Origin of the sequence: Gilliamella mensalis (assembly GCF_900103085.1) — a bacterium.
GTDB lineage: Bacteria > Pseudomonadota > Gammaproteobacteria > Enterobacterales > Orbaceae > Gilliamella > Gilliamella mensalis.
The window spans coordinates 131,875-146,693 of record NZ_FMWR01000003.1; the positions used below are offsets into that span (position 1 = coordinate 131,875).

The 14,819-nt window shown below is 35.1% G+C and carries 12 protein-coding genes; 3 read left to right on the top strand and 9 right to left on the bottom strand.

Features of this window, described 5'->3' with window-relative positions; genetic code table 11:
- Window positions 1–6: 6 nt before the first annotated feature.
- The 4 genes from BQ5209_RS02040 to BQ5209_RS02055 are packed head-to-tail and all read right to left on the bottom strand — an operon-like array spanning window position 7 to window position 4,208.
- On the bottom strand, window positions 7–1,551 hold the full coding sequence (locus tag BQ5209_RS02040; protein WP_085246906.1) for a complex I subunit 4 family protein: 1,545 nt from the start codon (window positions 1,549–1,551) through the stop codon (window positions 7–9).
- Window positions 1,552–1,568: 17 nt separating this feature from the next.
- The gene (locus BQ5209_RS02045) at window positions 1,569–3,416 is read right to left on the bottom strand and encodes an NADH-quinone oxidoreductase subunit 5 family protein (protein ID WP_085246907.1); all 1,848 of its coding nucleotides are present in this window, start codon (window positions 3,414–3,416) and stop codon (window positions 1,569–1,571) included.
- Complete coding sequence (nuoK, locus tag BQ5209_RS02050; RefSeq protein WP_085246908.1) at window positions 3,413–3,715, bottom strand: NADH-quinone oxidoreductase subunit NuoK; 303 nt, start codon at window positions 3,713–3,715, stop codon at window positions 3,413–3,415. Before nuoK ends, BQ5209_RS02045 begins: the two co-directional genes overlap by 4 nt.
- 1 nt (window position 3,716) lies before the next feature.
- Window positions 3,717–4,208: an NADH-quinone oxidoreductase subunit J gene (locus BQ5209_RS02055; RefSeq protein ID WP_085246909.1), complete on the bottom strand. Its 492-nt coding sequence runs from the start codon at window positions 4,206–4,208 to the stop codon at window positions 3,717–3,719.
- 330 nt (window positions 4,209–4,538) lie between these two features.
- Here BQ5209_RS02055 and ppc point away from each other — a divergent pair, with 330 nt between their 5' ends.
- On the top strand, window positions 4,539–7,184 hold the full coding sequence (gene ppc, locus BQ5209_RS02060; protein WP_085246910.1) for a phosphoenolpyruvate carboxylase: 2,646 nt from the start codon (window positions 4,539–4,541) through the stop codon (window positions 7,182–7,184).
- 552 nt (window positions 7,185–7,736) lie between these two features.
- Here the strand turns inward: ppc and BQ5209_RS02065 are convergent.
- From BQ5209_RS02065 to aspS, 5 genes are all read right to left on the bottom strand, one after another.
- Window positions 7,737–8,840, bottom strand: coding sequence for an SEL1-like repeat protein (locus BQ5209_RS02065; RefSeq protein ID WP_085246911.1), 1,104 nt, complete (start codon window positions 8,838–8,840; stop codon window positions 7,737–7,739).
- Window positions 8,841–9,081: 241 nt separating this feature from the next.
- On the bottom strand, window positions 9,082–10,545 hold the full coding sequence (gene ubiD / locus BQ5209_RS02070) for a 4-hydroxy-3-polyprenylbenzoate decarboxylase (protein ID WP_085246912.1): 1,464 nt from the start codon (window positions 10,543–10,545) through the stop codon (window positions 9,082–9,084).
- A 92-nt stretch (window positions 10,546–10,637) separates the two neighbouring features.
- Window positions 10,638–11,054: a hypothetical protein gene (locus BQ5209_RS02075; RefSeq protein WP_085246913.1), complete on the bottom strand. Its 417-nt coding sequence runs from the start codon at window positions 11,052–11,054 to the stop codon at window positions 10,638–10,640.
- 10 nt (window positions 11,055–11,064) lie between these two features.
- A complete protein-coding gene (gene nudB / locus BQ5209_RS02080) occupies window positions 11,065–11,517 on the bottom strand; it encodes a dihydroneopterin triphosphate diphosphatase (protein ID WP_085246914.1) in 453 nt (150 codons plus the stop codon).
- Window positions 11,518–11,526: 9 nt separating this feature from the next.
- A complete protein-coding gene (gene aspS / locus BQ5209_RS02085; RefSeq protein WP_085246915.1) occupies window positions 11,527–13,284 on the bottom strand; it encodes an aspartate--tRNA ligase in 1,758 nt (585 codons plus the stop codon).
- Between the two features lie 277 nt (window positions 13,285–13,561).
- On the opposite strand from aspS, the gene BQ5209_RS02090 reads away from it, so the two are divergent.
- Window positions 13,562–14,353, top strand: coding sequence for a DUF3100 domain-containing protein (locus BQ5209_RS02090; RefSeq protein WP_085246916.1), 792 nt, complete (start codon window positions 13,562–13,564; stop codon window positions 14,351–14,353).
- A complete protein-coding gene (locus BQ5209_RS02095) occupies window positions 14,350–14,799 on the top strand; it encodes a hypothetical protein (protein ID WP_085246917.1) in 450 nt (149 codons plus the stop codon). The genes BQ5209_RS02090 and BQ5209_RS02095 overlap by 4 nt, the downstream gene beginning before the upstream one ends.
- Window positions 14,800–14,819 lie beyond the last annotated feature (20 nt).

The window sequence follows — 14,819 nt, forward strand, 5'->3', positions numbered from 1 at the left end:
AGATTATTACTCTCCAACTCGCTCGGTAGTTATGTATTGTTGCGTTTGATTAACGACAGAATAAGACATATCTAAAACCACTTGAGGATACAAACCAATAACAATAAGAACAATTAAAATGCTTGATAATAACAATAAATCTTTTTTACTAAGTAAATGTTTTATTGCAACACCATTATCAACTGCACCATAAAAAATAGGCTGCATACGTACAATAAATGAAATAGACAGTAATAGTAAGCCAATTATTAATAAGATAGTATAAAAGGAAAAAACTGAATAACTACCAAATAACATCATATAATTTCCAACAAAATTAGCCGTGCCAGGAATACCTAATACAGCTAATATAAAATACAAAGTAAATGAAGATAGATAAGGTACGCGTTCTTTAAGTCCAACAAATTGGTTTATATTTCGAGTTGAATAACATTCCCCCAATAATCCACTAATTATAAACATGCCAACTATTGCTAAATTGATAGCTATCATTTGAATAACCACACCTTGATAAGCAACAACAGAACCACTATAAATAATGGCCGTAACAAATCCCATTAACGCAATATGAATATAAGCAATGAGTTTTTTAATATCTGTTTGATTAAATGCTAGTAATGCTGCATAAAACACCGTGAATAGAGCAAGAACTAACATAAGTGGCATAATAATGATTGAAGCATTAGGAAATAGAGGTATAACAAAACGTAATAAACCAAATGCTGCAGTATTAAGTAACAATCCACTGATCATCATCGAGCCAGTTGTTGAAGATTCCATATGAGCTTCAATAAACCAGCCATGAAAGGGAACAAAAGGAATACGCACGATAAAAGCAGCTAAAAATCCCAGCATGAGTAAAAATTCGGTATAACTTGAAATGGGCGTTTTTGTTAATACCTGATAATCAAACGTCCAATGCCCTGTTAAGTTCCAGTTGGTCAAGGCTAATGACACAATTGAAATTAGCATAAGTAAACTGCTCAATTGAGTATAAATTAAAAATTTGCTGGCACCGTTAAAACGCAATTGTGAGCTTGAATCTCGTCGTCCCCATAGCGAAATTAAAAAATAGATAGGAATTGCGACCGCTTCCCAAAAGAAGAACATTAAAAATAAATCAGTGATTACAAATAACATCATAATAGCTGATGTCATAAATAATAGGCATAAGTAAAATAGACCAAGATTGTTGAGGCTCTCTTTACTAGAATAGACAATCGTCAATAACACAATAAATAGAGTTGCGGTGATAACGACCATAGATAGACCATCTAAGACAAGATGAAAATGAATGCCTAACAAAGGGATCCATTCTAGATTAACTTCCTGTACCCAATTTGCCCCCTTATTTAACACATCAACGGCATCTACCCATACTACTATTACCATCAATAATGTAATACAAATAGTAGTAAAGGCTACAATTATTGGTAATTTTGACCAACGCATCTGTACATTGGCAGAAACAACGCCTCTTTGTAAACATACATAGCATAACCAACCAATAAATCCGCCTATCACAGGTAAAAAAACAAGCCATAACAACATGAGTGATTACACCTTTATTAAATAAAAATCAGTAACATTAATACGATAATGCTACCTATAACCATCGAAACCATATACCACCGAATTTGTCCATTTTCTAGGTCAACGATGAATGAATTTAATTTTCTGATTCCCCACATTATCCAATAATCCCATAAGGCTAAAGGATCTTTTTTTAACAATTTAGCTAGATAGACATAAGGTTTAACAAATAGAGTATTCAATAAGTAATCATAATGCCAGTCACTATTACATAAACGTAAAAAGAATTTAATCATTGGTGTATTAAGCACTTCTTGCACTTCGCTATTTGGTCGTGCATATAAAATATAAGCAATAAGAAAACTCAATCCGCTCACCGCAGCTAATAATAGCTGAAAGGAGATCTGTCCATTCGTATCTAACTCCGCGATTGGGATAATGCCTTGAATCGGTAATGGAAAATAAATGAACAACGCAGTAGTAAATATCAATAATATAAAAATTGGACAATAACTTATCCATTTAGTTTTTGTAAAATCATACCGTTTTTGTTTTTGATAAAATACCATCAAAATTAAACGCCATATTCCTAAGCTCGAAAATAAAATCCCCATCAAACCAATGGTTCCGGATATCAATCTATCTTTAGCCATTAATCCCCAAATGATATCCCCTTTAACATAAAATGATGCCGAAATCCAAGGCATGGCACTAAGTGACAACATAATTAACAAAAATACTACATGTAACACAGGAAAAGATTTGATTAAACCGCCCAATTTACTTATATCACGCTCACCTTGACATTTTTTGATTAAAATTGATGAGGCTAAAATCAGCAATGTACTTGTTACTGTATAATTAATTAAGCAATTAAGAGACAAACTCCAACTTTGCGTTGAAAACGCATAAAATAGATAGCTAATTTGTGCTAAATTGATATAGGTGATAATTCGTTTAATATCATACTGAACTAAGGCGATAGTACTAGCAAATAATATGGTTAACGATGACATTATTGATATAATAGCAAGCACATCATTTGACATCATAAACAAATTACTAAGCCTTAAAACTAAATATACTCCAGCTAAAATCACCGTTGAAGATTGTAATAAAGCTACCGCAGGCATTGGCGCTAATGTTGTTTGAGCAAACCATGAATGCATAGGAAATAGCGCAGACTTACTCATTGCACCAAGGAACAGCATTAAAGTTATCCAAAATATGATGTCTGAATCGACCGCTAAATTATCATGTGCTTGCGTCAAAACATCACGAATATTTAATGTCCCTAAATTTTGGTATAGTAAAAATATACCAATAATAAAAAAAATATCAGTTAAATGCATAATGATAAATGCCTTTACTGCTGCATAACCATTACGAGCCTGTTTATAGTAAATACCGATAAGTAAGTAAGTACTTATGCTCACACCTTCCCAGCCAATTAACATAACAAATAGATTATCAACTAATACAACGGTTAATATACTGGCAATTAATAAATTACTGTAAGCATAAAAATTATAAATATCCTTTCTTGAAGTTAAATAACAAGCTGCAAAAAAATAGATAAAAAAACCAAAAAATGAGATTAAAACTAAAAAGGTTAGTGATAAGCCATCTAAGGTTAAAGAAATAGGCACAGTAAAATCACCCACTGAAAACCAATTCCATAATGGTCTGGTATAAACTAAGATCATATCAGGTACTGTATTAGAACTAAAATCAATGCAAGCAAATACAGTAATTAGTGTAATTACTAGCATAGTACTAATACCAATAATCATCACATTAATTGATCGAATATGTCTCCCTAGACACACTAATATTAGAAAAGAGAGTAAGGGAACAATAATAGTTAAATAAAGTAAATTCATCCTTTCATTTCACTCAATGAATCAATATTAAAAATTTTTCGACGGTAGAATAGTTTCATCATCAATGCAAGCCCCACACACACTTCAGTTAAGGCTATTATAACTGCTAATATTGCCAGTACTTGACCATCGGATTGTTGCCAATAGCTACTTGCCGCAAATAATGCAACTATTGCACCATTATTCATAATAATAAGGCTAAGTAATAAAAAATAGAGATGGCGCCGAATCATTACCCCTAGTAAACCAATCACAAATAAAATAGACGCAAATATAAGACAATACATGAGAGGAATCATATTATTTCTCCGACAGAAGCCGATGCATGAAATGATAAGCAATGACAACTGCACCCAATAATAAAAAAAAGGCTAATTCAGCCATCAAAATGTAGGCATATACAGACATCTCATGCATTAACTCATGGGATTCTTTCAGTTCTGAATAGTTAGTATTCACTACGCCATAAATAAGGGCTACGAGTAAAATAAAGGCTAATATTAATGGCCCTAACCAAATTTTTGGGCTGATACCCCGTTTATTGTTTTCTACATTATCAACGCTAATTTTCAAAATCGATGCGACAAGTAAAAAAAGCGTTACCGAGCCACCAATGAATAATAGGATATATAAAACAGCAGAAAAATATGTCTCAAGTAGAATAAATATCAGTGCTGAGGCAAAAAGGGAAATAATAAGATATAAGATTGCTTTATCAATCCGTAAGCTACTAATCACTTTTACACTGGCAACAATAGCAATAATCGACGCGATATAAAAAACAGCGATCATTAAATAATCCAATATGTATTGATAATGCTGTTAGTATATACCCAAATGATATCAAGATACAGTTTACCACTGCGTTCATCGCAAAATAATCTTGTTAAATAAATCTTCTGATGCACATTTTTAGTTGCTGATTTTTCATGGTAGATATAATTAAAACAATTAAAAAAAATAAAAACCATAAAATTTTATTATTTAAATTCAAAGCAACATTGTTATAAAGTATATAAGTTATCCACATTAACCAATAATTATACCTATCCCATTAATTGTCATTTGGGGGCATGCATCTTAAAAATGCTTAGGCATAATAAAATCGAAGATGAGAAAATCATGAATAACCAATATTCCTCAATGCGAAGTAATGTCAATATGTTAGGCACTTTACTAGGCAATGCAATAAAACGCGCCACAGGCAATGAAACATTTGATTTAGTCGAAAAAATAAGAAAATTATCAAAATCAGCTCAACAAGGAAATCCCAAAGCACATAATGATCTGCTCACGTTAATTGAAAACCTTAATGATGATGATTTATTACATATTGCACGCGCATTTAATCAGTTTTTAAACTTAGTCAATACAGCTGCTGAGTATTATGGTATTTCACCCCATGGGGAAGCATCTAGTAGTCCTAAAAAAATGACCGAATTATTTAGTACTCTTAAAAGTCTCAATTTTTCAAATAAAACCATTACAAAAGCAATTAATGATTTGTCGATTGAATTAGTGCTAACTGCGCATCCAACTGAAATTAATCGCCGGACAATGATCAATACTTATACTTCTATTAATAACTGTTTATCTCAACTGGATCATGATGATTTAGCCGACTATGAAATTGAGCGAATTATGCGCCGCTTAAAACAGTTAGTTTGTCAGGCATGGTATACCGATGAAATCCGCAAAAAACGCCCAACGCCACTTGATGAAGCAAAATGGGGGTTTTCAGTCATTGAAGATAGCTTATGGGAAGGTGTGCCGCTATTTTTGCGTGAGCTTAATGACCAGTTAGTCGATGCCTTTGATGAGCAATTATCAGTTGATCATGTGCCAATTAAATTCACCTCATGGATGGGGGGCGATCGTGATGGTAACCCAAATGTGACAGCTAAAGTGACCGAAAAGGTCATGTTACAAGCTAGATTAAAGGCAATCGAATTATTTTTAGCCGATATTCAAATACTGGTACGTGAACTTTCAATGACAGAATGTAGTGATTCAGTTATTGATCTGTTAGAAAAAAACAACAAAACCGCTTCCGAACCTTATCGAGCTGTAATGAAGCAATTACGAACACGCTTAATTAACACTCACAACTATATTGAAGCTTTGCTGAACAATGAACGAGTATTACCGCCCAGTGATATTTTAATTAAAAATGAACAGCTATGGATGCCACTTTATATCTGTTATGAGTCATTAATTGATCATGGTATGTCAACTATAGCCCATGGTCCATTACTTGATACTTTACGACGCATAAAAAGTTTTGGTTTACAATTAGTCCGATTAGACATTCGACAAGACAGCTCTATGCACACTGAGGCGCTTGACGCATTAACCAAAGAGCTTAATTTAGGTAGCTATGCAAAATGGACGGAGCAAGAAAAACAAGCATTTTTATTAACTGAATTACAATCTAATCGTCCATTATTACCTTATAATTGGCAACCCCATGAAATGGTTCAAGAAGTATTAGATACTTGTCGTGTAATAAAAAAAGCGGGCGAAGAAGCAATCGCCTCTTACGTAATATCAATGGCTAAAGCTCCTTCTGATATTTTAGCCGTTTACCTATTATTAAAAATCGTTGATTGTCAAAAATATATTCCAATAGTGCCATTATTTGAAACATTAGAAGATTTAAATAACGCTAAATCGGTCATGCAAAAACTACTAGATATTCCTTGGTATCGTGACAAAATTCAAGGAAAGCAAATGGTAATGATAGGTTATTCTGATTCGGCTAAAGATGCGGGAACACTCGCAGCATCTTGGGCACAGTATCGGTCACAAGAGGAGTTAGTTAACTTATTTGAAAAATATGATACTAATTTAGTGTTATTCCATGGGCGAGGCGGCTCAATCGGTCGAGGTGGAGCACCAGCACATGCCGCCCTGCTTTCACAGCCACCTGGCTCATTAAAAGGCGGACTTAGAGTTACCGAACAAGGTGAAATGATCCGTTTTAAACTTGGTCTACCCGAAGTTGCACTTAGTAGTCTAATGCTCTATGCGTCGGCTATTTTACAAGCTAACTTATTGCCACCGCCAGCACCAAAACAAGTCTGGCGCAATATCATGGATGAAATGTCTGAAATTTCGTGCAATTGCTATCGCAGTTATGTACGAGAACGAGCAGAATTTGTTGATTATTTTAGAGCAGTAACGCCAGAGGCGGAATTAGGTAGATTACCACTTGGTTCAAGACCACAAAAACGTCGAACTGGCGGTGGTATCGAAAGTTTACGTGCTATTCCATGGATTTTTGCTTGGACACAAAACCGTTTAATGGTGCCATCTTGGCTCGGTGCTGGTAGTGCACTTAGAGTAGCTATTGAAGAGGGTAAACAAAATCTTCTTAAAGAGATGTATCACAATTGGCCATTTTTTAATGCTCGATTAGGTATGCTTGAAATGGTTTATGCCAAAGCAGCACCGAATATTCATGAATATTACGAGCAACGTTTAGTCGATCCTGCTCTATGGCCATTAGGTGAAGAGCTAAGAAATTTGTTAACCCAAGATATAAATACCGTGCTAACCATTACCGATGATATTAGCTTAATGGCTGATTTACCTTGGATAGCACAGTCAGTGGCATTGCGTAATACTTATATTGAACCATTAAATTTGCTACAAGCAGAGTTATTAAGTCGTTCACGAAAATCAAATGGTAACGAAAATATTATAGTAGAACAGGGATTAATGATTACTATTTCAGGAATTGCAGCTGGTATGAGAAACTCGGGATGAAAAAGATCAATACTTTTTCTGCAGTCAACAAAGAACTCGCTTTTTAACGAGTTCTTTGATCTCATTGATGTATAAAATAGACCAAGTTATCGCTCAATGCCGAAAAACTCAAATGTTCTAAATCCAAACACATCAAATATAAGTGCGCTCCGCCTAACAAAAAGTGAACTTATTTTCAATAAAAAATACTCAGGAAACTTATTGATTTTATTGAACTTTTTTTGTAAAAATCATTTAATTATGTAATATGGGGTCCAAAAACAAGTTCAGATAGTAGATTGATAGATCAAAAGGGAAACCAAAAGGAAATGTATTTATAATAGCCCCAAAAGCACCAATATTTTTACTGCTAGGGCAGGTATAAATTGATAAAATAACTATCCAAAAATATCGCCATTATTACTAATCAAATACAGTGCGTTATTATCACAATGAACAAAAATATATGCTAGCTGATAGTATATTTTTAAGTATTTTTGATAGCATCCCAATAAAAAATAAACCCCGAATGATATCGAGGTTTGTCAACAATCTAAAAAGGACAATGCTTTTTTATTTTTTAGGTAATAACTGTTCTAAATAAGCTTTAGCGTCTTGATCGCCTTGTTCGCTAGCTTTAGTAAACCAATAGATAGCACGCTCTTGATCTTTATCAATACCTTCGCCTTCCAGATATTTAACGCCCAAATTATATTGAGCATCAACGCTACCTTGCTCTGCCGCTTTTTGATACCATTCAATGGCTTTTTTAACATCTTTAGGCACCCCACCGCCTACATCATACATCACACCAATATTATACTGTGCATCAACGTTACCCGCCTCAGCAGCTTTAGTAAACCAATAGGCAGCTTGTGTGTTGTCGGGTTTCGTGCCTGTACCTGTTGCATACATAACGGCTAAATTGTACATAGCTAGCACATGTCCGCGCTCTGCCGCTTGTGTATAAAAAAAACTAGCTGCCATATAATCTTGGGTCAAACCATCGCCATTTTCTGACATTAGCCCTAAATAGTATTGCGCCTCTGGAATATTATCTTTAGCAGCTTTACTAAACCAATCAGCTGCAGTCATACGATCTTCTTGTATACCATCACCAAAAAAATAGATCATACCAAGGTTTAAATAAGCGTCATAAAGACCTTCATCACCCGCTTGTGTAAAGTAGTCAATTGCAGTTAATGTGTTTTTTTCTACCCCTTTACCCTCTTGATACATTAAAGCTAAATTATATTTAGCCAATGCATAATTTTGATCTGCCGCCAATTTAAAATATTTAACCGCTTCATTTAAATCACGATTGGTTCCCAATCCACTTTGATACATAAACGCTAAATTATTTTGTGCTTTGGCAAGTCCTTGTTCTGCTGCTTTTTTATACCAGAAAAAAGCACGAACATCACTAGCTTCAACTCCCACCCCTTGTTTATAGATATTTCCTAATGAGTACTGAGCTTCTGCGTTTCCTGTTTCGGCAGATAAACGTAAAGAAGGAAGTAATGAATCGGACTGTTTAAGCTTTAATTGCGTATCGTCTGATTGGGTCTTATAATTTGTAGCCATTGCACTATAAGAAACAGATAACAATAGCATTAATAATATTTGAATTTTTTTCATATTTTTAAAATTATTATGACACTGCCAATAATTATACATAAATGCAATCCCAGGGAATAGTTTTTGTTTAATACTTATATGAGTTATTTTATTTATATAATAAAAATCAGATAAAATACAATTTTATTAATCAATCCGTTCGGTATGTCTGTTGTACAACACTAACAACAATAATTTGGTAAGTATTGAACAACTATATCCTCACAATTACCATCAGGTTTTCGGTATTACCACTGTTAATTTATTTATTTTTTCTAATAAACAATATTCTTCACATATGTTATAAACCAAGTTCATCCCAAATTTCATCAATCCGAGCAACAACTTTAGGATCTTTCTTGATAATTTTTCCCCACTCGCGATTGGTTTCACCTGGCCATTTATTAGTCGCATCCAACCCCATTTTAGAACCCAATCCTGAAACCGGCGACGCAAAGTCTAAATAGTCGATAGGTGTATTATCAATAAAAGTAGTATCACGCTGTGGATCCATACGTGTCGAAATAGCCCACATAACATCTTTCCAGTCACGGGCATTAATATCATCATCACAGACAATCACAAATTTTGTATACATAAATTGCCTTAGATAAGACCAAATCCCCATCATGACTCGTTTAGCATGGCCTGGATACTGTTTTTTAATTGTCACAATCGCAATACGGTATGAGCATCCTTCGGGCGGTAAATAAAAATCGACAATTTCAGGAAATTGTTTTTGTAAAATTGGTATAAAGACCTCATTCAACGCAAGCCCCATTACCGCAGGTTCATCTGGCGGTCTACCAGTATAGGTTGAATGATAAATCGCATCTTTACGACGAGTTAAATGTGTCACGGTAAATACGGCAAATTGCTCAACTTCATTATAATAACCGGTGTGATCACCATACGGACCTTCTGATGCTAACTCATTAGGATCAATATAACCTTCAAGCACGATTTCTGCACTAGCTGGAACCTCTAAATCGTTTGATAACGATTTCACCACTTCGGTTCGACTACCGCGTAATAATCCAGAAAAAGCATATTCGGGTAAGGTGTCTGGTACGGGTGTCACTGCACCTAAAATAGTTGCCGGATCAGCGCCAATCACAACACTAACGGGGAATTTTTGGTTAGGATTTACTTGTTGCCACTCGGCAAAATCAAGTGCCCCACCACGATGTGAAAGCCAGCGCATAATTAATTTATTTTTGCCTAAAAGCTGCAAGCGATAAATACCCACATTTTGTCGATCTTTATAAGGACCTTTAGTAATAGTCAGTCCCCAAGATAACAGCGGTGCCACATCATCGGGCCAGCAATGCATAATAGGTAAACGCGTCAAATCCACTTCATCATCCTTAAAAATCACCTCTTGACAAGGGGCGGATGAACGATGTTTGACTGGCATATTTAGTACTTGTTTATATTTAGGCAATACATTAAAAAATTGCCGTATGCCTTTGGGTGGTTCGGGTTCACGCAAAAATGCCAATAACTCACCAATTTCACGCAAAGCTAAAGTATCTTCACGCCCCATACCCATCGCAACGCGCTTAGCTGTGCCAAATAGATTACATAAAACAGGCATATCATAACCAATCGGGTTTTCAAATAATAAGGCAGGACCTTCGCTGCGTAATACGCGATCAGCAATTTCGGTCATTTCAAGATAAGGATTAACAGGAAAAGTAATTCTTTTTAATTCACCTTGCTGTTCAAGATAATCTAAAAAATCTCTAAAATTTGAAAAATTCATTTATTATTACTCTCTGTTACTAACTCATATTGAGTTGACCAAATACAAAAGGGGGGGGTTAACCTTTGATTAAAACATATCGTTGAATTTTATTAATCTGCATCGATGTTTTCACTGTATATTGGCACTTGTTTATTGTAATTACATGCCACAATTTTAGGTAATAGAGTTTCAAACTGTTTATTGTCGATTTCAATAAATTCATCCTGATCAACTTGATAAAATAAATATTGCTCAGATTCATCATCAAACCGGAACAAGGCTAGCCAGTCATTGCGATCCTCACTATTTTCATTAGCAAATATCTTAATCATGGTATGTTCACGTTTTTCGGGTTGATCATGTAATTTATAATCAATAATCGTTTCAGCAATTTTAGTATCATATTCATCAAAAATAATATAATCACTTTGATTAGCTTGGCACTTTTTTATACTTATTTCAGCATGACTGCTTGGTATAAAAAAACATAAAAAGGAAAACACAAGAGCAGATAAGCTCAATTTCATTTTCGACCTCTTAATTAGATTTAAGCAAACTATGAATTTTACTAATAGCCTCACTATTATTTGGCGATAAAGTAAGACTAGTGGACTCATCAATCGTTAGCCATTGATAAGCTAAATGCTCAGTAAGCATAGGTGTTATCTCATTGATAAGTGGTAGATAAAACCAATGCTCTTTATTTATCTTAACATCTGGCGCATATCTATGCCTAAATTGAGGAAAGATTTCAAATTCAACAGCATGCTTTGCATCAATTAACTCAAGATTTTTCCCTACAATATCAATGCCTGTTTCTTCATATACTTCACGAATTGCAGTGTCTAATGGCGATTCATTAGCTTCCATGCTACCTGTTACTGATTGCCAAAAACAAGGATCATCTTGACGCTGCAACATAAGGCAGCGATTTGTTGTCTGGCAGAAAATCACCACCAGAACAGATTCAGGATTTTTGAATTTTTGCATTAAATATCGCTATTTTTTACTTACTTCAATACCCAATTCAGTTAATGCAGCCGCATTTGCTGGACTTGGCGCATCGGTTAATAAACATGCGGCCGCAGTTGTTTTAGGAAATGCTATCACATCACGGATATTATCTGTTCCACTTAATAACATGCTTAGTCTATCTAATCCAAATGCTAATCCTGCATGAGGTGGTGTGCCGTATTTTAATGCATCGAGTAAAAAGCCGAATTTTTCACGTTGCTCGTGTTCATTAATACCTAGAATTGAAAAAACTGCTTGCTGCATTTCACTGCGATGAATACGAACCGATCCACCCCCAACTTCATAACCATTTATAACCATATCATAAGCATTCGCAACGGCATTTTCAGGGTTTTTGATAAGCTCTTCTGGTGTATAATCTTTTGGTGAGGTAAATGGATGATGCATTGCACTTAGTCCTTCGTCTGTTTCTTCAAACATAGGAAAATCAATAACCCAAAGTACCGCCCATTTACTTTCATCAGTTAAGCTTAAGTCCTTACCAACTTTTAAACGTAATGCGCCAAGTGCATCACTTACAACTTTATAACTATCGGCACCAAATAATAAAATATCGCCATCTTTAGCATTGGCTCGATTAAGTAGTGCTTCCATTTGTGATTCATTAAAGAATTTTGCTACAGGACTTTGTACGCCCTCTAGCCCTTTATGGCGTTCATTAACCTTAATCCATGCCATACCTTTAGCACCATAAACTGAAATGAATTGTGTATATTCATCTAACTGCTTACGCGTTAATTGGGCACCATTTGGTACACAAAGTAAAGCTACGCGACCTTTAGGATCATTGGCTGGAGTTGAAAACACTTTAAAATCAACATCTTTAACAATATCAGCCACGTCAATAATTTCGAGCGGATTACGTAAATCAGGTTTATCGCTACCAAAACGACGCATCGCCTCAGCAAAAGTCATGATAGGGAACTGGCCTAAATCGACATTTTTAACATGCAACCAAAGTTCACGAATCATTTTTTCCATAACCTCACGCACTTGTTCGGCCGTCATAAATGACGTTTCAACATCGATTTGGGTAAATTCAGGTTGACGATCAGCTCTCAAATCTTCATCTCGAAAACATTTTACAATTTGATAATAGCGATCAAATCCTGACATCATCAGCAATTGCTTAAATAACTGTGGTGATTGTGGAAGGGCATAAAATTCACCTTTATGAATCCGGCTTGGTACTAAATAGTCTCGAGCTCCCTCTGGTGTTGCTTTGGTTAACATGGGTGTTTCAATATCTAAAAAACCATGCTCGTTCATAAATGAACGAACAAACGCAGTAATTTTGGCTCGAGTTTTAAAAATCGTTGCCATTTCAGGGCGACGAAGATCAATATAACGATATTTTAAACGCTGTTCTTCACTATTGTTTTGATTGAAATCAAGAGGTAAAACATCACTACGGTTAAATATAGTCAGCTCAGAGGCCAAAATTTCAACCTCACCAGTTGCCATATCTTTGTTGATTTGACCGTCAGGTCGAGCTCTTACTTTCCCTTTGATTTGAATACAAAATTCATTACGTAACTCACCCGCAAGTTGATACGCTTGTTGATAATCAGGGTCGAAAAACACCTGAACCATGCCTTCACGATCGCGCATATCAATAAAAATCATACCGCCTAAATCCCGACGTTTATTGACCCATCCACACAATGTTACTTCTTGATTAATATGAGATGCCGTTAACTGACCGCAATAAATTGAACGCATAAAATACCCTGTTTAAATATCATTCTAAAAAATAGTGTTCATTATAAAACAAATAAAACCCTTATAAAGGCATTTATTGAGATTTATTCTCTATTTATTTAAATATTTTTAATACGTCATCAAAATTATTAACTATATTTATAATAACAATATGATTGTTGACGCTAATAAGCTAGGTTGGGTATAGTGATTACTTAATAACACTGCTGGTTATCATTTAGAGATAGCATTGATAGTGTATAACCATACCAACAATATAAATAAGGAATCTTTAAGCATGGATATTTTAAAAGACTATAGAGTGCATTTACTTGCTCTAGTCGTTGTTTTAATATGTGAGTTCATTGGTAGACAATCGCTCTGGATTATATCTGTGTACCCGATGCTATATGCCATGATTATTGGCGGAATAATTAGCCTTCCCAAATTAAAAATATTAAAACTAAAAAATATGAATCATGCCAGTACCATCATGATTGTTACTTTAATGCTGCTTGTTGCCAAGCTTGGCGTTTCGGTTGGTCCTAAAATTGATATGATTTTAGAAGATGCGAAATTAGCCTTAGTTTTTCAAGAGTTAGGTCATTTTGCCGGCACGATTTTATTAGGCTTACCACTGGCAATGATATTAGGCATGAAACGCGAAGCGGTGGGCGCAACTTATTCAGTTGCTCGCGAACCCAATATTGCGATCGTTGCCGACAAATATGGATTAGATTCTGCTGAAGGTCGTGGTGTTATGGCGATGTATGTGTGTGGCACGCTTTATGGCGCTATTTGGATGAGCATACTTGCTAGCGTAATGGCAAAATTAGATATCCTCCATCCTTATGCGTTAGCGATGGGGGCTGGGGTTGGAAGTGGTAGTATGATGGCGGCATCACTTGCACCAATAAGTGACCTTTATCCTCAAATGGCAAGTGAAATCAAAGCCTATGCAACAACAGCAAATTTAATATCAAGTATTGTTGGTATTTATATTTATACACTATTTTCGTTACCTTTTGCCTCTTTCTTATATAACCTTTTTGCCCGCTTGCGACGTAACAAAGAAGGAGCGTTATCATGAAATGCCTAGAAACAATATTTTTACTGATCTTAGTTGCCATTATTATGGCCGCCGGCAATACTGTAGGTTACAAAATTGATTTTAAGCTGTCACTACAAGCATTATCAATCTTGGTTGCTATCTCAATAATCGGCTATTTTGTTGGTAAAATTCCACTATTAAACAAATTTCCAGTTATTTTATGGGTATCAGTCGTAGCCGCAGTTGCTTCATCACCAATATTTCCTTATCACGAACATGTTGTTTCAATTACTGATCAAGTTTCTTTATTGGCTGTTTGTACCCCAGTGCTTGCTTATGCAGGACTAGCTATTGGCAAAGATTTAGCATTATTTAAAAGTATCTCTTGGCGAATCATTCCTGTTTCTTTAGCCGTGTTTTCAGGTACCTTTATTTTTGCGGCAATCATTGCACAAATCACCTTACATTGGGAAGGTGTTATCTAATTTGAATTAGGACTTTACGT